The sequence below is a fragment of the Flavobacterium odoriferum genome, from assembly GCF_025499515.1.
Taxonomy (GTDB): domain Bacteria; phylum Bacteroidota; class Bacteroidia; order Flavobacteriales; family Flavobacteriaceae; genus Flavobacterium; species Flavobacterium odoriferum.
In genome coordinates, this window is the sequence record NZ_JAMKFA010000003.1 from 127,739 (window position 1) to 148,164 (window position 20,426).

Annotated in this window: 22 protein-coding genes; 4 read left to right on the top strand and 18 right to left on the bottom strand. The window is 32.0% G+C overall.

Translation table 11 applies throughout. From position 1 onward, the window contains the following. Position 1 precedes the first annotated feature (1 nt). The 8 genes from miaA to M9Q43_RS03620 form a co-directional block, all read right to left on the bottom strand. Complete coding sequence (gene miaA, locus M9Q43_RS03585; RefSeq protein WP_262317609.1) at positions 2-928, bottom strand: tRNA (adenosine(37)-N6)-dimethylallyltransferase MiaA; 927 nt, start codon at positions 926-928, stop codon at positions 2-4. 1 nt (position 929) lies between these two features. Then, entirely contained in the window at positions 930-1,757 is an 828-nt protein-coding gene (locus tag M9Q43_RS03590; RefSeq protein WP_262317610.1) for an ion transporter, read from the bottom strand. A gap of 18 nt (positions 1,758-1,775) precedes the next feature. Further along, positions 1,776-3,137, bottom strand: a complete 1,362-nt coding sequence (locus M9Q43_RS03595; RefSeq protein WP_262317611.1) for an exonuclease domain-containing protein — start codon at positions 3,135-3,137, stop codon at positions 1,776-1,778. Between the two features lie 40 nt (positions 3,138-3,177). After that, positions 3,178-3,834 (bottom strand): YggS family pyridoxal phosphate-dependent enzyme, encoded by a 657-nt coding sequence (locus M9Q43_RS03600; protein WP_262317612.1) that lies wholly within the window; start codon positions 3,832-3,834, stop codon positions 3,178-3,180. After that, the gene (locus M9Q43_RS03605; protein WP_262317613.1) at positions 3,824-4,315 is read right to left on the bottom strand and encodes a hypothetical protein; all 492 of its coding nucleotides are present in this window, start codon (positions 4,313-4,315) and stop codon (positions 3,824-3,826) included. The genes M9Q43_RS03600 and M9Q43_RS03605 overlap by 11 nt, the downstream gene beginning before the upstream one ends. 66 nt (positions 4,316-4,381) lie before the next feature. Continuing rightward, positions 4,382-5,602, bottom strand: coding sequence for a DUF1015 domain-containing protein (locus M9Q43_RS03610; RefSeq protein WP_262317614.1), 1,221 nt, complete (start codon positions 5,600-5,602; stop codon positions 4,382-4,384). 65 nt (positions 5,603-5,667) lie between these two features. After that, positions 5,668-6,558: a 3-hydroxyacyl-CoA dehydrogenase family protein gene (locus tag M9Q43_RS03615; protein WP_262317615.1), complete on the bottom strand. Its 891-nt coding sequence runs from the start codon at positions 6,556-6,558 to the stop codon at positions 5,668-5,670. A gap of 25 nt (positions 6,559-6,583) precedes the next feature. Further along, positions 6,584-7,555: a Gfo/Idh/MocA family protein gene (locus M9Q43_RS03620; protein WP_262317616.1), complete on the bottom strand. Its 972-nt coding sequence runs from the start codon at positions 7,553-7,555 to the stop codon at positions 6,584-6,586. A gap of 98 nt (positions 7,556-7,653) precedes the next feature. Here M9Q43_RS03620 and M9Q43_RS03625 point away from each other — a divergent pair, with 98 nt between their 5' ends. Then, positions 7,654-8,295 (top strand): protein-L-isoaspartate(D-aspartate) O-methyltransferase, encoded by a 642-nt coding sequence (locus M9Q43_RS03625; protein WP_262317617.1) that lies wholly within the window; start codon positions 7,654-7,656, stop codon positions 8,293-8,295. Here the strand turns inward: M9Q43_RS03625 and M9Q43_RS03630 are convergent, their stop codons facing one another. After that, positions 8,296-8,658, bottom strand: coding sequence for a helix-turn-helix domain-containing protein (locus M9Q43_RS03630; protein WP_262317618.1), 363 nt, complete (start codon positions 8,656-8,658; stop codon positions 8,296-8,298). 10 nt (positions 8,659-8,668) lie between these two features. Then, positions 8,669-9,121 carry an SsrA-binding protein SmpB gene (smpB, locus tag M9Q43_RS03635; protein WP_133607514.1) on the bottom strand — a complete coding sequence of 151 codons (453 nt, stop codon included), beginning with the start codon at positions 9,119-9,121 and terminating at the stop codon, positions 8,669-8,671. 140 nt (positions 9,122-9,261) lie between these two features. On the opposite strand from smpB, the gene M9Q43_RS03640 reads away from it, so the two are divergent. The 3 genes from M9Q43_RS03640 (at position 9,262) to M9Q43_RS03650 (ending at position 10,930) form a co-directional block, all read left to right on the top strand. After that, positions 9,262-9,927 (top strand): OmpW/AlkL family protein, encoded by a 666-nt coding sequence (locus M9Q43_RS03640; RefSeq protein ID WP_262317619.1) that lies wholly within the window; start codon positions 9,262-9,264, stop codon positions 9,925-9,927. Positions 9,928-10,104: 177 nt separating this feature from the next. Further along, positions 10,105-10,386 carry a hypothetical protein gene (locus M9Q43_RS03645; RefSeq protein WP_262317620.1) on the top strand — a complete coding sequence of 94 codons (282 nt, stop codon included), beginning with the start codon at positions 10,105-10,107 and terminating at the stop codon, positions 10,384-10,386. A gap of 22 nt (positions 10,387-10,408) precedes the next feature. Further along, complete coding sequence (locus M9Q43_RS03650; protein ID WP_262317621.1) at positions 10,409-10,930, top strand: hypothetical protein; 522 nt, start codon at positions 10,409-10,411, stop codon at positions 10,928-10,930. Between the two features lie 29 nt (positions 10,931-10,959). Here M9Q43_RS03650 and M9Q43_RS03655 read toward each other — a convergent pair whose 3' ends face one another. The 8 genes from M9Q43_RS03655 to M9Q43_RS03690 form a co-directional block, all read right to left on the bottom strand. After that, positions 10,960-11,805: an aldose 1-epimerase family protein gene (locus M9Q43_RS03655; protein WP_262317622.1), complete on the bottom strand. Its 846-nt coding sequence runs from the start codon at positions 11,803-11,805 to the stop codon at positions 10,960-10,962. Position 11,806: 1 nt separating this feature from the next. After that, positions 11,807-13,357, bottom strand: coding sequence for a chloride channel protein (locus tag M9Q43_RS03660; RefSeq protein ID WP_262317623.1), 1,551 nt, complete (start codon positions 13,355-13,357; stop codon positions 11,807-11,809). A gap of 12 nt (positions 13,358-13,369) precedes the next feature. Then, the gene (locus M9Q43_RS03665) at positions 13,370-14,512 is read right to left on the bottom strand and encodes an ABC transporter ATP-binding protein (protein WP_262317624.1); all 1,143 of its coding nucleotides are present in this window, start codon (positions 14,510-14,512) and stop codon (positions 13,370-13,372) included. A gap of 5 nt (positions 14,513-14,517) precedes the next feature. Beyond that, entirely contained in the window at positions 14,518-15,078 is a 561-nt protein-coding gene (locus tag M9Q43_RS03670) for a GNAT family N-acetyltransferase (protein WP_262317625.1), read from the bottom strand. Between the two features lie 12 nt (positions 15,079-15,090). After that, on the bottom strand, positions 15,091-15,693 hold the full coding sequence (locus M9Q43_RS03675) for a DUF2238 domain-containing protein (protein ID WP_262317626.1): 603 nt from the start codon (positions 15,691-15,693) through the stop codon (positions 15,091-15,093). A gap of 8 nt (positions 15,694-15,701) precedes the next feature. Continuing rightward, positions 15,702-16,196, bottom strand: coding sequence for a DUF4199 domain-containing protein (locus tag M9Q43_RS03680; RefSeq protein WP_262317627.1), 495 nt, complete (start codon positions 16,194-16,196; stop codon positions 15,702-15,704). A gap of 102 nt (positions 16,197-16,298) precedes the next feature. After that, positions 16,299-18,902, bottom strand: coding sequence for an ATP-dependent chaperone ClpB (gene clpB, locus M9Q43_RS03685; RefSeq protein WP_262317628.1), 2,604 nt, complete (start codon positions 18,900-18,902; stop codon positions 16,299-16,301). 214 nt (positions 18,903-19,116) lie between these two features. Continuing rightward, positions 19,117-20,298 (bottom strand): hypothetical protein, encoded by a 1,182-nt coding sequence (locus M9Q43_RS03690; protein ID WP_262317629.1) that lies wholly within the window; start codon positions 20,296-20,298, stop codon positions 19,117-19,119. Positions 20,299-20,426: the final 128 nt, after the last annotated feature.

Below are 20,426 nucleotides of genomic sequence, written 5' to 3' on the forward strand. Positions count from 1 at the left end.
TTTATAGTTTTTGAATCTGTGATTCTATTGTTGTAATAATCTCTTTTCTATCGGTTAAATAATCAAACCAACTCACATTTTCTGTTCGTTTAAACCAAGTAATTTGGCGTTTAGCAAATCGTCTTGTATTCATTTTGATTTGTTCTGTTGCGAAATCTAATGTTGTTTTTCCATCAAAATAATCGAATAATTCTCTGTAACCAACGGTTTGTAACGCATTTAAATGTTTGTTTGGATACAAAGCTTGTGCTTCGGCTAAAAGTCCTTCATTTAGCATGATGTCAACGCGTTGGTTGATTCTGTTGTACATTACTTCTCTGTCCGCTACTAGACCGATGATAATAGGAGTGAAGTTTCTCACATTTTTGCGCTTTCCAATAAAACTCGAATACGGTTTTCCACTTCCAATACAAACTTCAACAAAACGTTTCATACGTTGTGGGTTTTGTAAGGTTTGCGGATTTTCAACAGAAAGTTTGTTGTAATATTCTGAATCTAATTTTTGTAATTGCTCTTGCAAATATTCAATTCCTAAATCATCGAATTTTGCATTTATTTCATCTCTAATCGAATTATCAATATCTGGAAAATCATCAAATCCTTTTAAAACTGCATCCAAATATAACCCTGAACCACCAACCATAATTTGAATGTTGTTTTTCTGAAACAATTCGTCCAATTTAGCCAAAGCTTCTTGCTCAAAATCACCAACAGAATACGATTCAAAAATCGATTTATTTTGGATAAAATGATGTGTTGCTGAAGCTAATTCTTCATCATTTGGAACAGCCGTACCAATTTTCATTTCCTTAAAAAATTGACGACTATCGCACGAAATAATATCGCAACCAAAATGTTGTGCCAAAGCAATACTTAGCGCCGTTTTTCCTATGGCGGTTGGCCCGATGATAGTAATTAGGTAATTCATTTTATAATTCGTGTCCACAATCTTGACAAAACTTCGCGTTTACATAATGTTCGTGACTCCCACAATTTTTGCAAACTTTGGTTTCACTTTCTTTTACTGTTGGTTTGTTTTTAGCAAATTCTGCTGAGACAATTCCGGTAGGAACTGCGATAATTCCGTAACCCATTATCATTACAAACGATGCTAAAAATTGACCAAGTGGCGTAACGGGTGAAATATCGCCATAGCCAACGGTTGTTAACGTTACAATTGCCCAATAAATTCCCATCGGAATACTTGTAAATCCGCTTGCTTCACCTTCAACAACATACATTATAGAACCAATAATAATGGTGCTAATTAACATAAAGTACATGAAAATCAATATTTTTCCTCGACTGGCTATTAAGGATTCTTTTAAATGGGTAGATTGATTATTGAATTGTGGATGGTTTAAAATTTTGAATAAACGTAACAATCTCAATGCTCTAATAACTGCAAATACACTAGTTCCAGTAATGAAAAAGGATAAATACATAGGTAAAATAGCAATCAAATCGATGATTCCGTAAAAACTTAAAATGTAGTTGATTGGTTTTTTAATGGTGATAATTCGTAAAATGTATTCTAAAGTAAAAAATACGGTGATAACCCATTCAAAAAACACTAAATAAGCGTGATATTTTGCATCAAATCCTTTTACGGTTTCTAGCATTACTAATACAACACTTAGTAAAATTAAGCCTAATAAAATTAAATCAAAAAGTCGTCCAGCAACGGTATTTGTGCCGTAGATGATAATGTGGGCTTTCTGTTTAAAAACTTCGTATTTTGACTTAATTTCACTCATAACAACAAAATTAAGCAATTAAAAATGAATTACTTTATACACTTTGTTTTTACGTAAATAGCTTTGAATTATCGTTTTTACATCACGATTGTTTTGCATTGGAATAATGATGTTTTTAAGAATTTCAATGTTACTTACTTGATAATTCAATTCGTAAAAACAATAGCCTTTATAAATTCCATTTTCAATTAAAACAGCACTTCGTTCATCAAAAGTTCTACCACGGTCGATAATGACCATATTGTTATTTTCAAAAGAAGTTTCTTCAATAAACTCCTTTACTCTTTCGTTGTAGCTTTCTGGAGTTTCTTCGCCAATACAAGCACCATTACATTCCTTAATTTTATGTTGAAAACAATCGTTTTTAGTTACATACAAACCATTTATTTTCTGACACAAATTGTGTTTTTCTGTAATTTTGAATAAGGCGTTTCTTCCTTCTTGTAAAGTAGTAAAAGAGGTGATTTCTTTTTTACGACCATCTGCTTTTTCTACGCTTAAAGCCAAATAGCCTTCTTCATTTTTATGCATGTACAATGCATATTGAAAGATGCTTTTGCGTTGTGCTCGGTTGTAAATAGGTTTATTAATTTTGATTTCTTCGCTTTCTTTTAAAAGTGAAATCAATTCGCTACCCGTTTCTTCAAAAGTTACAGCATATACATCGCGTTGTATTTTTTTACTCTTGCTAGATGTTCCAGTGAAATGTTGGTTAACACGTTTTTTGATGTTTTTACTTTTCCCAATATAAATCAAATCGCCTTTTTCGTTGTGAATGTAGTAAATACCTGTTTTTGAAGGCAAGCTTTCTACAATATCCAATAGTTTTGGTGAAATTCCCGATTTGATTTCCGTCTTAATGAAACTTTTTACGATTTCTTTTTCAACGTCTTTTGCCATCAACATTTTGAACAACTTTACAGTTGCCATTGCATCACCACTAGCTCTGTGACGATCTGCCATAGGAATTCCTAAAGCACGAACTAATTTTCCTAAACTATACGATTCTTGTTCCGGAATTAACTTTTTAGCTAATTCAACGGTACAAAGTGTTTGCTTTTTGAAATCATAACCCAAACGTCTGAATTCGGTTTTTAAAATACGATAATCGAATGACGCGTTGTGTGCTACGATAACGCAACCTTCCGTAATTTCGATAATTCTTTTGGCTACTTCGTAGAATTTTGGGGCACTTCGAAGCATGGCATTATTAATCCCAGTCAATTTCACCACAAAAGGTTGAATTGGCTTTTCAGGATTTACCAAACTAATGAATTGGTCCACCACCTCATGACCATCAAATTTATAAATGGCGATTTCGGTAATTCCTTCTTCGTTGAATTGTCCTCCAGTGGTTTCTATGTCGAGTATACAGTACAAGTTAGTGAATAGTGATTGGTAATTAGTGAATAGTTTTTTCTTATCTGGATCCAAAGATACTACTTCCTATTCGAACCATCGTACTTCCGCATGAAATTGCTAGTTGATAATCGCCCGACATGCCCATGGAGAGAATTGTGAATTGTGAATTGTGAATTGTGAATTTGTCAAAAATCGTTTTCAAATGTTTGAATTCTTTTTCGATTTGGTTTTTATTTTCAGTGAATGTTGCCATTCCCATTAAACCTACGATTCTGATGTTTTTATAGTTTTCTTTGTCATTCTGAACTAGTTTCAGAATCTCATCCAATTCTTGTTTGTCTAATCCAAATTTGCTTTCTTCTTCCGCTATATAAACTTGCAACAAACAATCAATTACACGATTATTTTTAGCCGCTTGTTTGTTGATTTCTTGCAATAATTTTAAACTATCCACACCGTGAATCAAACTCACATAAGGTGCCATGAATTTGACTTTATTGGTTTGCACGTGACCAATCATGTGCCATTCGATGTCTTTTGGCATGACTTCCCATTTGTCGGTCATTTCTTGGATTTTGTTCTCTCCAAAAATGCGTTGACCAGCATTGTAGGCTTCCATTAAATCTGCTACAGGTTTGGTTTTAGAAACCGCTACCAATGTAACGTGAGCTGGAAGTTGGGATTTTATGTTATTGAGGTTTTGTTTAATTTTCATTTGGATAATGATAATTTAAAAGCGCTTTATTAATTGTCTTAATTCTTTTTCTTAATTTCAGTTTGAATTTATTGTCTATTTCTCTGCTACTTTGTAGCTCTTTTTTATTTAATTCAATAAATATTGTTTCTCTTTCACTTGTATTTGGTAATACTTTATAAATAATCAATTTTAAATAGAAAGGCTTGTCATTATAATAGTAATATGAATACTTGTAACCAATTGTATAATCATTTACTTGCTTTTCTTCTTCAAAGAATTCACCTTTAATGATTTTTTTTGATATTGAATCTTTAGGATTAAAATAGGTTGTTACAAAAATAAAATCAACAAATCCATTTTTCCTTTTTGCACTCCCTTCAGCTTGAATCTGAATAGAGTTCATTTTTGATGTTATGCTATCAATCTTTGAAATAGATAATTTTACATTTTGCGAATAACAAAAGTTAACAAACAATAAAAAGAATATTATTTTTCTCATTTTATGTGATTTCTCCTTTGTCGAAATGACAAAATTGTGTTTTAAACTTGAAACATGAAACCAAACCTACAACTCATACACCACTAAACCACTTCTAAACTTCGGCTCAATGTACGTTGATTTTGGGGGCATAATCAAATTATTATCAGCTAAGGCTTTGATTTCGTTGATGTCGGAAGGGTAGAGCATGAAACCTACTTCAAATTCGCCTTCGTCAATTAAATCTTTTATTACCGAAATGGATTGTTTTCCTGGAATATAATCAATGCGTTCGTCGTTTCTTAAATCTTCGATTCCTAATATTGGAAATAATACTTTATCATATAAAATTTGGGCATCTAAATCATCTAAAACAGTGGTTGCAATGTGGTTTTCGTGTTTGTAAAATAAAGCATAAAAACTACCATCTAAATACATTCCAAATTCAAACTTGTTTTGGGGTTTCCAAATTTCTTGGTCTTTTGCTTTGATGATAAAGTTTTCGGATAATTTTTTGATGAATTCTTCTTTTTTTAAGCCATTCAAATCGCGAATCAATCGGTTGAATTCATAAATTTTGACATTACTTTCAGCAATTAAAAAACTCATAAAATAATTCAGATTTTCGTTGCCTAAATGCTTGTCTTGCTCGTATAACAATTCCGCTGAAGCCGAACGATGATGTCCATCGGCAATATATAAATTCGGAATTTTTTCGAAATGTTCTTCTAGCCAATCGATTTCTGATTGGGTATCAATTTTCCAAAGCGTGTGTTTTTCTTTATTGGTAGTCGAATATTCGTAAACAGGCTTACTCTTTTTTCGCAACGCAATAAACGTATTGATTTCCACACTATCAGGATAGGTGATTAAAACGGGTTCGGTGTTAAAATTCGTTTGATGTAAATAATCTTTGAACAATTCCACTCGATATTGCAAGGTGTCTTCGTGTTTTTTGATGACGTTATCTTGGTAATCTTTCACCGAAGTTCCGGCAATAATTCCGGTAAAAATTTGTCCTTTTGACTGGATTTCGTACAGATAAAAAACAGGATGTTCTTCTTCAATTAGAATTTGGTCGTGTTTAAAATCTTGATATTTGTTTGCAACGGCTTTAAAACGCTTTTCCAATGACACTTTTTGCGCATTTGCATAAGCAGGATGAATCACATGCAAAAACGAATACGGATTAAAATCCAACCAAGCGGCAAGCTCAGCCGAACTATAATCGTCGTACGTTCTGCAAGTAACTAAGGCAACTTTATCGGCTACCGGACGAACTGCTTTAAAAGGTTTTATTTTGGCCATTTTTGAGTGATTAGTAATTAGTGATTAGTAACTAGCTATTCACTAATTACTAATCACTTTTCACTTTATTTAGAAAATTGTTTCGAAACTTTCTCTGCTTTTTTACTTTCTGAGTAATCGTAGAAACCTTCTCCTGATTTAACGCCTAATTTTCCAGCCATTACCATGTTTACTAATAACGGACATGGTGCGTATTTTGGATTTTTGAATCCGTCGTACATTACGTTTAGGATAGATAAACAAACATCTAATCCAATGAAGTCAGCTAATTGTAATGGTCCCATTGGGTGAGCCATTCCTAATTTCATCACGGTGTCAATTTCTTGTACACCTGCAACTCCGTTGTATAACGTTTCAATCGATTCGTTAATCATTGGCATTAAGATTCTATTGGCTACGAAACCTGGATAATCGTTTACTTCTGTTGGAGTTTTTCCTAATTTTACCGATAAATCCATGATGATTTTAGTCACTTCATCAGAAGTAGAATAACCACGGATAATCTCAACCAATTTCATAATTGGCACTGGATTCATAAAATGCATTCCGATAACTCTTTCAGGATGTACTACTTGTGCAGCAATTTGCGTAATTGAAATAGATGAAGTGTTAGAAGCTAAAATTACGTTATGGTCACAAACATCGCTCAATTGTTTGAAGATGTTCATTTTTAAAGTTACGTTTTCTGTAGCCGCTTCCACAACTAAATCACAACCTACAACACCATCTTTGATGTCAGTGTAAGTAATAATATTTCCGATGGTTTTGATTTTATCATCTTCCGTAATAGTTCCTTTTGCAACCATACGATCAAGGTTTGCAGCAATAGTTGCCATTCCTTTTTCTAATGATTTGTCTGAAATATCGATTAATTTTACGGTAAATCCGCTTTGCGCGAAAGTATGAGCAATTCCGTTACCCATAGTTCCAGCTCCAATTACAGCTATTGTGTTCATTTTGTTATTTTAGGTTTGTTTGGTTTTATTTTCTAGCGTTCATACAATCAATAATCTGATACGCCACACGTAATGCTTCGGTTCCGTCTTCTAACGTTACGATGGGTGTGGTATTATTATTGATAGCATCAGCAAATGTTTCTAATTCATCTAAAATGGCATTGTTGGCATCTACATGTGGATTGTCAAAATAGATTTGTTTTTTTACGCCTTCTGCATTTTGTAAAATCATATCAAAATCACCTGGAACTTCTGGCGCATCTTGCATACGAACGATTTCACATACTTTATCTAAATAGTCAACAGAGATATAAGCATCTTTTTGGAAGAAACGCGATTTACGCATGTTTTTCATGGAAATACGGCTTGAAGTAATATTCGCTACACAACCGTTTTCAAATTCAATACGAGCATTTGAAATATCTGGTGAATCTGAAATTACAGCAACTCCGCTAGCATTTACTGATTTTACTTTCGATTTTACAACACTCAAAATAGCATCGATATCGTGAATCATCAAATCTAAAACCACAGGAACATCAGTTCCACGAGGATTGAATTCTGCCAAACGATGCGTTTCAATAAACATAGGATTGTTGATTTTATCTTTCACAGCAGTAAACGCAGGATTGAAACGTTCTACATGCCCAACTTGCCCTTTTACATTGTGTTTTTTAGCTAAAGCGATAATTTCTTCTGCTTCTGCTACGGTATTTGAAATTGGTTTCTCGATGAAAATATGCTTTCCAGCTTCGATAACTTGTTTTGCACAATCAAAATGTTGCATGGTTGGCGTTACAATATCTACTACATCTACCGCCGCGATTAATTCGGCAATAGAATCGAATTTTTTATAACCAAATTCGGCTGCTACTTTGTTGGCATTTTCTTCAAAAGCATCGTAAAAGCCTACTAATTCATATTTTTCAGATTGATTTAATAATCTCAAATGTATTTTTCCAAGGTGACCAGCACCTAAAACTCCAACTTTAAGCATAAAAAAGTATTTTCAACAAAAATAGAAATTAATTGATAAATCTTAATTGATAATTGACAATTTGTTTTCTATTTTTACAAAATAAATCCGTACCCAAATTGAAAGATACTAATAAGCATCAAGGACTTAGAAATCAGCTCGTAAAACAGTTGGAAGACAAAGGAATTACCGATAAAAACGTGTTAGCTGCTATTGGTAAAATTCCGCGCCATTTGTTTTTAGATTCTAGTTTTGAAAATTTTGCCTATCAAGACAAGGCATTTCCTATTGAAGCAGGTCAAACCATTTCGCAACCCTATACTGTGGCTTTTCAAACTCAATTATTAGAAGTAGAAAAAGATCATAAAATTTTAGAAATTGGAACCGGAAGTGGTTACCAAACGGCTGTTTTATGTTTGATGGGAGCCAAAGTATATTCGGTAGAAAGACAAAATAAATTGTTTAAAGTAACTTCAAATTTATTACCTAAGTTGCACATTCGACCTAAATTTTTATCTTTTGGAGATGGTTATAAAGGCTTACCCGATTACGCACCTTTTGATAGTATCATTGTAACAGCTGGAGCGCCATTTATTCCACAACCTTTGATGGCACAATTAAAAGTAGGAGGAAGGTTAGTTATTCCAGTAGGAGAAAAAGAGCAAATAATGACGTTGTTGATTCGTAAAAACGAAACGCAATTCGAGAAGCATGAATTTGGTGATTTCCGATTTGTACCGCTTTTAGAAAACAAAAACTAATTAGCGAAGATTCGTTAATTTTTGTTTCAAAACTTCCAATTCGTCTAAGATGGAAGTAATTTCTTTTTCTTTAGATGAATTCCCAACTTCAATGCCTTTTTCTTGAAGAATTTCAGTAATGGCTTGAATGGCAAATGGATTTAAATCGAAATTATGGTCTAGTTTCACTTTGTACCAAGCAACTAATAATGGTTTTATGTCGATTTCTAAAATTTGAGCTAGCGTTTGAATTTGTTTTTTTGTTGGAATGCGAAATCCGTTTTCAAACTTACTAATTAAAGCTTGATCAATTTTTGTTAGTTCCGCTAACTTTCTAGTGGAAAGACCTTTTTCTATTCGGGCTTGTTTTAAAATTTCTTTCATAAAAGTATGATTAGAAACTTTTCTTAATTCGGGCTATATCGCGTTTGGTATCTTGTTCTTTCAACGATTCACGTTTATCGTAATTCTTTTTACCACGACATAAAGCAATATCTAATTTAGCCAATCCTTTTTCATTGGTAAACAAACGAAGTGGCACAATCGTCAACCCTTTGTTATCAGAATCTTTGAATAATTTCTTTAATTCTTTCTTGTTTAAAAGTAGTTTACGCTCACTTTTCGTTTTATGATTGTAGTGCGTTCCGTATAAATATTCTTCGATGTGTGAGTTAATTACAAATAATTCACCATCATTAAATTCACAAAAACTTTCAGTAATAGCAGCTTTTCCCAAACGAATCGATTTGATTTCGGTTCCGGTTAAAACGATTCCAGCGGTGTATTTGTCTAAAATTTCGTAATCGAATTTAGCGCGTTTATTAAGTATGTTAACTGTCTTTTGCATAAGGACCACAAATGTAAATCAAAATTGTAGCATTTTAAAATCATAATTACAGATAAATATTTTTTAATCTATGATTTATATCAGTTTTTAGGTTTTTACATCTAAATATCTTTGATTCATAATTTTAAACTAATTAAAAAATGAGAAAAATAGTTTTTGTAATCATGGCGTTTTCTTTAATGGCAGTAAATTTTGTTAATGCACAAGATAAGGAAGAAAAATCGAATGAATTTAAAAGATGGCAAGTTCGTTTAAGAGGAGTAGGAGTTGTTACACCAAATCAAAGTGCTAAAATTGGAATTATTGGTGGAGATGTTCAAATTTCGGATGCATTTATTCCAGAGCTAGACTTTACTTACTTTTTTACTGAACATTTTGCTGCTGAATTAATTTTAGGAACTGCAAAACACGATGTAAAAGCAATTAATACAATTGCTGGTGATATTGATTTAGGAAGTGCTTGGTTATTACCTCCAACATTAACTGCACAATATCATTTTTATACTTCTGATAAAAAGATTTTCAAACCATATATTGGAGCAGGAGTAAATTACACATTGTTTTATAATGTAAAATCGGGAGCAGTTGCAGATGTCAAATATGATAATGCATTAGGATATGCAGCTCAAGTTGGTTTTGATTTAATGTTAGACGATACTTTTTTTATTAATGTTGATGCAAAACGTTTGTTTTTAAGCACAGACGTTACGGTTGATGCAACTAACTTAGTTCCAGGTTTAGTTGTTCCTGCTGAGGTAGATATCGATCCATGGTTATTTGGAATCGGAGTTGGAATGAAATTCTAATTTATATTTAAAGTTAATGAATCAAGAAGAGATTGTTTTTAAGAACAGTCTCTTTTTTTTTGGCATGTAAATTGATATTTGATTTATTAATTATATAAGGTTTATTTTATGTGCTAAAAAAATGAATTTGTCTTTGTTTTTTTAGTAATTTTATGAAACTAACCAACTAATTTAACTATGAATAACGAATTTCAATTAATAGACAAAGAAGCAATAGGTACTTTAAGCTTTCCTTCTAAAGAAGTTTTAGACGAAAAAGATGCCATTATACAACGAAAAAATGATTTGGACAGAGCTTTATCATTAGGAAATTTAGAGCATGTAAAAATTAAAATTTTCTTTGAAGATGACGCTTCTAAAAAAGCAGTTGAAACTACTATTTGGGGTGTTACCGATAGTAGAGTAATACTTAAACAGGGAGTTGTGATACCTGTAAATAGAATTCACAAAATTGTATAACTATAAAAAAACAAAAAAACGAATGAAAAAAATTGTTCTACTTGGATTATCATTGTTATTTTCACTTGGTGTTGTAGCTCAAGAAACTAAAGCAAAAACAACTAAAAAAGCGGCAACAGAAAAAGCTGAAAAAGCTAAAAAGGCTGCTAAAGAAGAAAAAGATGCGGCAACGGCTAAAGCTAAAAAAACAGAAAAAGAAGCAAAGGAAAAAGTAAAAACCACAAAAGAAAAAGCAACTTCTACCGCTGCAAAAGCAAAAGCGGATGCAAAAAAAGCGGAAAAAGACGTAAAAGCAAAAGTTGATGCAAAAAAAGATGCAGTAAAATCTAAAGCTGATGCAAAAACAACTGAAACTAAAACTAAAGCAAAAAAATCTGCTGCTGAAGAAAAAGAAGATTTAAAACAAACTGCCGCTTCTAAAGCAGCAGAAAAAAAAGTAGCTGATAAAGTTACTGGTGAATACAAAGGTAAAAAAGTATTTACTGGACCAAGAGGCGGAAAATACTACATCAATAAAAATGGTAATAAAACCTATATTGACTAAATCAAAAATCCCGAGAAATCGGGATTTTTTTATAACTCTATTTTAATAGTTCTTGAAAAAACCTCTTGCGGTTGCAATAAGTTAATACCTTCTTTTTCTTCGATATTTCCATTATGATTCGCATTATCTGCTAAACCACACCAAGGTTCAATGCATAAAAAGGGAGCGTTTGGTTTTGTCCAAATTCCCAAATATGGAAAACCTTCAAAAATCATTTTTAAAATAAATTCATTATTATGTTGAAGCGTGATTTCATTTGACTCCAATTCTCTAAAAACTAAAGCATCTTTTTCAAAAAGCGAATAATCTAAATTGATTTTTCCATTTTTTGCTTCAATTTCTCGGACAGAACCATCAAATTGTTCATTTTCTAATTGATGCGAAATCATTTTTTCAGATTGATTAAAAACCAAACTATAGTTATCAAATGCATTATCAATTGCAAATGCTGGATGTGCTCCAATAGAAAAAGGCATTACTTCATTAGACTTGTTACTTACCAAATAGGTAATTTCTAAGCCATTTTCGGTTAAACGATATTCCATTTTTAATTCAAATTCAAACGGAAATTGTTGTAACGTTTCTGCATTACTTTCTAAAGAAAAAAGTGCTGAATTTTCGGTTTGATTTTCTATTTTAAAATCAAAATTCCTTGCAAAGCCATGGCGTGGCAGTTCGTAACTTTTGCCATTAATCGAATACGAATCATTTTTTAATCTTCCAACAATAGGAAATAAAATCGGTGACGTTTTGTTCCAAAAAGCTTCATCAACTGTCCAAATGTAATTTTTGTTATTTTTCTCTAATCGAGATAATTCGGCACCAATTGTATTAATCGATGCCGAAATTTTAGTATTTGAAAGTGTAATTATCATGTTAATCTTCTGAAATTCCTTTCCAGTTTCTAATAATTTTTGATAAGAAGAAAAGTGTTAGAATGGCTAAGATAAAATTTATTGAAAACATATGAATTGTGTGATCTCTCATCCATTGATATTCTGGCGAAGTATAATTATAACCAATTCTATAATCATAACTTGAAGCATAATGTTCTTGAATTATGAAATAAATTAAAGGAATAATTCCTATGAATGACCATAAAAATAAATTCAATGCAATTCTACTAAGTTGCAAATTCTTTTTGTTGAAATAAATTAAAAAGAAATAAAATATAATTCCTAAAATGGTAAATAAAATTAAATAAGCATACATATTTCCTACGCCTGTAATTGCAGTAAAAATACCGTAAACAATATTAATAACTCCAGTTGTAACAACCGCAATTAACCAACTTTTTCCAGAAGTAACTCGGAAAGAAAAAATCAAAATAGATAATCCAAAAGCTCCATATAAAAACCCTAAAATCATTTCAATATTAAAAAACGAATCTGTATGTGCTTCAGAAACCGTGTCATACTTTTCTTTTAGTACATCTTGTTGTACAAAATATTTCGAATATTTTCGTTCTTCATTGCCAACTTTAGTTGCATAAACATAAGAATTATTATAAGATTCATCGGTTTCGTATTCTTTCAAATAAGGCTGAATGTATAAAAACTCATCAAATTCAGGCGCTTTGTATACAGCCTGAAACCATTTATCCAAAGTTAAATTAGTGGCTAAATTGTGTTCTCTAATTAATTTTAAATAATTATCCATCAGCTTTTTAACTTCAGCTTGATTGTCTTGATGTAGCCAATTTTGAACTTTTATTCTGTTTAACGAATCTTGTTCTGTTGAAAAAACAGTAAATTCAAACGTATTTCTATTTACTAATGAAAATTGATCGTATTTTTTCCCGTTAAAGATGATATGGTCTTTATAGGTGTATGCAGCAACTGCCTCAACTGCCATACTTTCTTTTTCAGTAGCATATTCAGCTGTATCTGCATCTTCAGGATTATAATTAAGAGCAATTTTATTTCCTAAACTATCAATTAATCCGGATGCTAAACTATCAATTTCTGTTTCTCCAAAACTTCCATCAATAAACATATCAGCAGTAGCAATAGTTTTGCAGCGATTGGTTGTTTCTTCAAGTGAATAATAACTTCTTTGATGTAATTGCTTTCCAACTGAAAATGGTAAATAAAACGTAATCAATAAGGTACTAACGACAAATATTTGCAACCATTCGTAAAATAAACTATATTTTGATTTACTATAAAATGATTTTAACGAATTGTTTTTAAAGTAGTTAACTAACCATAAAATAATTATAATTATAACAAGCAAAACACCAAATAGGATGCAAGTTACTTCAATATCTAAGTTGTTTCTGTTCGAAAAATCGATGGTTCCGTCTAAATAGCCTAAACCAAAAAAGATGAGGTGAAGTAGTAATCCAATAGCAACCATAGGAACGAATTTTGTGTTCCAAAGCAATGGATATTTTAGTAATAATTTTTTCTGTATATCTTTAAACATAATTTTATTTTTTTAGTTCACAAAAAAGCGACGAGTTGAATTTGAAATATTTCGCATATAAGTCATTGGAATCGATTGGTTTATAACCACTTTTAAGAAATCGTTCATTTCAATTTTTTCTGGAAAAGTTACAATAAATGTTCCGCCATTTTGTTCTAAAGAAATTACTTCTAAAGATGTAAAAGCTTGTTTTAAATCGCTTAAATTCAATGAACTTTCGAATTCGATAATGCAATTTTTTGCCACATCATTTTCTGCATTCAAATTCTTTTGTGAACCACGTTTTAAGAAAACCACTTGATTTGATGTTTTTTCCACTTCATACAATTGTTGCGAACTCAACACAATAGCGATTGGTCTAAAAGCCGAATTTGCGATGTTTCTAAAATCGTCTAAAATCGTTTGTTGTGCCAAAATATCTAAGTTAGCCAAAGGTTCGTCAATCAATAAAATCTTAGGTTTTCTAAGTAACATTCGAGCCAATTCAAAACGCATTTTGTAACCAGAAGATAAATTATTCCAGTAATGGTTTCTAAATTTTCGCAATCCTAAACGCGTGATTACTAAATCGACTACTAAATTATTTTCTTCTGGCGAATAGCCGTAGCAACTTGCTGTAAATTCTAAATTTTCGTACATAGAACCGCGCCAAGTGTCAGTTCGTTGAGGAATGTAAACTAATTTTGTTCGCAAATCATACAAATCATCATACTGAAATTGATAATTTATGGTTCCAGATGTTGGATGTAATTCGCCACATAAACTACGAAGTAAAGTAGTTTTTCCGTTCCCGTTTTCGCCAACTAAACCAATTATTTCGCCAGTTTTGATGTCTAAATTTATAGGACCTAACCCAAAAGAAGCATTGTAAACTTTTTGTAGATTTTTAACTGAGATAATAGTTTGATGATTGTGACATTCTTTTTTACTTAAAAAAGCGTGAAGTTCATCTAATAAAGCTTTTAAGCGTGTTTTTTTATCTTCTTCTTCTTTTTCATTATGGTCTAACCAATTTAAAAATTCATTGGTTTTGATGTAAAAATCAATGTTTTCGGTATCTAAAGTAAAATCGATTACTCGTTTTATGGTTTGATTGAAGTCGTTAAATTCGAGAAGTTCTTGAACTTCGTGGAATTGTTTTTCAAATTCGGTCATATATTTTATTTTGTAAAATTTCGTTTTAGTAAACCATACATTACGGTATCAGTAAATTCATTATTATAGTAAAAATCTTCTTTAAAATGAGCTTCTTTTACAAAGCCAACTTTTTGTAAAACACGTTCTGAAGCAATATGTCGTGAATCGATAACTGCAACAATAGAATGAAAATTTAATGTATTGAAAGCAAAATCTAATAATGTTTTCACTGCTTCGGTAACATAGCCTTTTCCCCAATGTTCAGGCGTAATCATATAGCCTAATTCGGTTCTGAAATTTTCGGGTTGCGTTCTGTAAAAACCCATAATTCCGATACATTTATTACTTCCTTTTTCGGTTACTGCCCAATTTATATCAAGATTTTCGTCTATTTTGTCGTTGATTATTTTTATATGTGCCAAAGCGCCTTCAGTATCTGTAATTAAAGGTCTTGGAATAAATTTCATAGTTTCAGGATTACCTCGAAGTACTAAAATTTCTGGAGCATCATCATTGGTTAATTTTCTAAAACGTAAACGTTCTGATTCTAGTATTGGAAAAGGAGAGAAGTTAAGTTGTAGCATTATTATATTTTGTTATTGAATTTGTTTTTGAATAGCTTTATCATGTTTCTTACTAAAGAAAATCAGCATACAAATGGCACCAATTGTTGCATATAACATATCAGATTGCGTGTCCCAAACATAGCCTTGTGTTCCTAAAAAAGCATCGCCACCATCACCTGTGCAAAGCGAAACGCCCCATTCTAACCATTCGTAAGCTGCACTAATTGCCAAACACACCGCAACAATAACGAAGTTAAAGAAACTAGGATTAGAAATCACGTTTTTACGAATAAATAATTCGCGTGTAATCATAGCTGGAACAAAACCTTGTGCAAAATGACCTACTTTATCGTAATTATTTCGACTTTGATTAAAAGTTTCTTTTATCCATTCAAAAGGTGGTACTTCTGCATAGGTGTAATGTCCGCCAAGAAATAAAATATAGCAATGAATGAGAATGAAGAAATACGTAAAATTTGTGAATTGAAATTTTTTGTAGGTAAAAACCAAAATCAATAATCCAATAATTGCTGGAGAAACTTCTAAAAACCAAGTAAAATATTCCTTTGGATTGATTCCTGATAGTATTAGTCCGATGAAAAATAATGGTATGAAAACTTGTGGTTGCTTCATAGGTAAATTTATTTTTTCTTTAAAATTAAAGCACTTATTAATGAAAAAACAATTCCCAATGGCAAAATTTCCATGTATGTAAATAAGATTACCCAAATTGGATTTTTGTACATTTCTTTAAAGGAATTCATTTCTTCGGTTACTTTAGTCAATTCATCCGGACTTGCTTTTGCAATAGCCATATCAGTATAATGTTCTGCAAAATTTGGGAAGAAGTTATACAAAATCACCAACCAAACTAAAACATAAATTGTCGAAATAATTAAAGTAATCCAGAAGCCTGTTAAAAAAGCTTTTCCAAATGAAATGAATCCGTTACTAGCATTTCTTTGTTGTTTAATTCCTAATGCAACAAATATGAAAGCAAGAAGCATTCCAGCAAATCCAATCATCATGCTTACTTCTTTTTCAGGATTTGATTTCATGTACATGGTTATTGATATTAGCAATGCCGAAACAATACTACTTCCAAGTAATCCATTTTTTACAATAATGTTGTTCATAATAATTAGTTTTTTGGTTAGTTACTCAAATGTAATAAAAAAACACCTAACATCAATTAAGATGCTAAGTGTTCAACTAATCAAATCTATGAAAAAAACTATTTACTTTACTAATTCACTTTCGTTTCTAAAAACCAATTGCCCATCAAAACTGTCTAACAAAATGATGCTGTCAATAGTAACTTTACCAGCTAATATTTCTTTTGAAAGTTGATTCAATACTTCGCGCTGAATAACACGTTTTACAGGTCGAGCACCATATTGTGGGTCAAAACCTTTCTGTGCCAAGTATTCAACTGCTTCTGGTGTTGCGTCCATTGTAATTTGTTGATGCGCCAACATTTTAATAACGCTTTTCAACTGTAAACCAACAATTTCTTTAATATTTGCATTTGTTAATGGTGTAAACATTACAATTTCGTCAATTCTATTGATAAATTCTGGTCGAACAATTTGCTTCAATAAACCTAAAACTTCCACCTTGGCAGCTTCGGTTGCGGCATCAATTCCACCTTTTAGATTTTCAAATTTCTCTTGTATAATAGCACTTCCCATATTTGAAGTCATGATGATAATCGTATTTTTGAAATCCGCCACACGACCTTTGTTATCGGTTAACCTTCCTTCATCCAAAACTTGCAACAAGATATTGAATGTATCAGGATGTGCTTTTTCAATTTCGTCTAATAATACTACAGAATATGGTTTTCTTCGAACCGCTTCGGTCAATTGTCCGCCTTCGTCATAACCCACATAACCTGGAGGCGCACCAACTAAACGACTAACAGAATGACGTTCTTGATATTCACTCATGTCGATTCTGGTCATTGCATTTTCATCGTCAAATAAATATTCGGCTAAGGCTTTGGCTAATTCGGTTTTCCCAACACCTGTAGTTCCTAAGAATAAGAACGAACCGATTGGTTTTTTCATGTCTTGTAATCCGGCACGACTTCTACGAACGGCATCGCTTACCGCTTCAATAGCTTCTTCCTGACCAACTACTCTATGGTGTAATTCTTCTTCTAAGCGAAGTAGTTTTTCTCTTTCGCCTTGAAGCATTTTCATTACGGGAATTCCGGTCCATTTGGCAACTACTTCGGCAATATCTTCACGAGTCACTTCTTCTTTGATTAAGGAAGTTCCTGCTTGGTTTTCAGCTAATTGAATTTGCAAAACATCTAATCGTTCTTGAGCTTCTTTAATTTTTCCGTAACGAATTTCGGCTACTTTTCCGTAATCACCATTGCGTTCGGCTTGTTCGGCTTCAATTTTGAAATCTTCTATTTCTTGTTTTACATTTTGAATATTGTCAACCACATCTTTCTCCGATTTCCATTTGGTGAAAATTTCGTTACGTTCTTCTTTCAAATTGGCTAAATCTAAGCCTAAAACTTTCAGTTTCGTTTCATCATTCTCACGTTTGATGGCTTCAATTTCGATTTCCAATTGCATGATTTTTCTATCCAAAACGTCTAATTCTTCAGGTTTTGAATTGATTTCCATACGCAATTTAGAAGCTGCTTCATCCATTAAATCGATAGCTTTATCTGGAAGAAAACGATTGGTAATATAACGTTGCGATAATTCGACAGCCGCAATAATAGCATCGTCTTTGATACGCACTTTGTGATGCGTTTCATATTTTTCTTTGATACCGCGCAAAATCGAAATCGCACTTTCAGTATCAGGTTCATCGACTAAAACTTTTTGAAAACGTCTTTCAAGTGCTTTGTCTTTTTCAAAATATTTTTGATATTCGTCTAATGTCGTTGCACCAATCGCACGTAATTCTCCACGAGCTAAAGCAGGTTTTAAAATGTTAGCGGCATCCATAGCACCTTCACCACCGCCAGCGCCTACAAGCGTGTGAATTTCGTCAATGAAAAGTACAATATCTCCTTCGGCAGAAGTCACTTCTTTAACTACGGCTTTTAATCGTTCTTCAAATTCACCTTTGTATTTTGCTCCGGCAATTAATGCGCCCATATCTAACGAATAGACGATTTTATCTTTTAGATTTTCAGGAACGTCGCCATCAACAATTCGGTGTGCTAAACCTTCGGCAATGGCTGTTTTACCAACACCAGGTTCACCAACCAACATCGGATTATTTTTGGTACGACGCGTTAAAATTTGTAAAACTCTACGAATTTCTTCATCGCGACCAATTACTGGATCGAGTTTACCATTTTTGGCTAATTCGTTTAGGTTTTTGGCATATTTGTTCAAAGAATTATAGGTTTCTTCAGCCGATGCCGATGTTACGCGTTCTCCTTTACGCATTTCGTCGATAGCAGCCTGCAAACCTTTTTCAGTTACACCTTGATCTTTTAAAATCTGTGCAACTTTACTTTTCGATTTGAAAATGGCTAAAATTAAATGTTCGATAGAAACGAATTCGTCGTTCATTTTTTTAGCAATAATTTCGGCTTCGTTTACTGTAGTTCCAGCCTCACGAGAAAACATAATATCGCCACCAGAAACTTTTGGAAAACTTTGAATCGTACTGTCTAATACTTTTTTGAAAAGCTCCACATTAACGTTGAGTTTTTTCAAAATAAAAGGTGTTACGTTTTCGTCTACTTCTAAAATTCCTTTGAATATATGTTCGTTTTCAAGCTGTTGTTGCCCAAAACTTTGTGCAATTTGCTGTGCTTGTTGCAAAGCTTCTTGCGATTTGATTGTAAATTTATTGATGTTCATTTTTTAAATTATCTTTTTAGTTTGTTGCTTATGTTCGGAATTGTTCAATATGTATTCCAATGTGAAAAATCGGTCAAAATGACTGATTTTAAATGGTTTTATATTTGAAACAATGTCAAAATGACTTAAAAACTGTCGGATTTGGTTTATTTGGATACTTCAAGACATAAAAAAAGACAGTATAAACTGTCTTTAATTTTTAAATAAGTAAAACTTACCTTCTAAACTTATTATTGGTAATAATTCCTTTTAGCTTGGCTTTTAAATCTTCGCCTGTATCATACACCATTTGTTCATTACTTGGGAACGGAACGGCTCTTCTATCAAAATATTGATAATAATTTTCTTCACAAGCACGTTTGTCACCATTATAATTGGCGTAGATATAATCAAAAATAAATTCGCTTGTTACTGGGAATGCATCTATTAGTTGATTAGTTCTAAAATCAATATAATCTACTTTAGCTGTTACTTGACACGATTTGAATTGTGTAAATTCGTAAATACTAACCGTAATAGTTTTCATGTTATCCACTTTAATTGGATTGCCCAAACTATCTTTTACTACATTTCCGTTGGCATCTAAAAGTGTTTTAACACCATCTTTGATTTGCTTTTCTTTGATGAATTGTTTTTCTTTTACTTGTTCTGGAGAGATGTTGATTTGTCTGAAATTTACAATCATACCAAAATCGTAATTGATATTTTTCTGTTTATTGTTGTGATAAACAGTCCATTTATCATTAATTCCATAGGTGCTAAAATCCAATAAATCATCCTGTAAACGAACTGGAATTACCATATTGGTTTCGTTTTTTGTGTAAACATGAACGAAATCAGTTCCTTTGAATTGAGCTTCGTCCATTAAAGCACGAACATCTTTATAACCAGGATTTAATTTATCCAAATACGCTAAATCATCAAAAGCTTGTCTAAAATCCATTTTGTTTTTAGAGGCCAATAACTTTTTAGCATTAGCATATAAAAATCCCGAAAGATTATTTTTACTACTAATTAACTCATCCGAATAATCGTCCATCGGAAAAATAGCATTTCGACCTTCTTTTAATAATTGAAGTGGTAAAAGTGGTTTAATACGTTCTTGACGATTGTGTAATTGATTATAAAGATTAAATATTCTTTCGTAGTTAGCCGGATTATTTTCTTTGATTAACAAATTCAATGATTCTAAATCGCGTTGTTTTGCTTTTGCGAAGGCTTCTTCTAATAAATAGACATAATCTTGTTTGCCTTTTGAGTTTTTGTTGGTACGTAAAGCATCTACTGCATTAATGATAGCGCCATCATAGTCACCATTACTTAGCATAGATTGCGTTTGCTTTACACCGCAAGAAAAGACGATTAGTGATAAAAATAATAGGGTAATTTTTTTCATAAAATTAAATATTTTGACAAAGATAAAATTTTTTTGGAGCTATGTCCTGCTGTACGTTCTATCTTTTTGTTTTTAAAGAAAAAACAAAAAGGATGCCACTTCCATCAGGGCTAAAAAAATAAAACTCC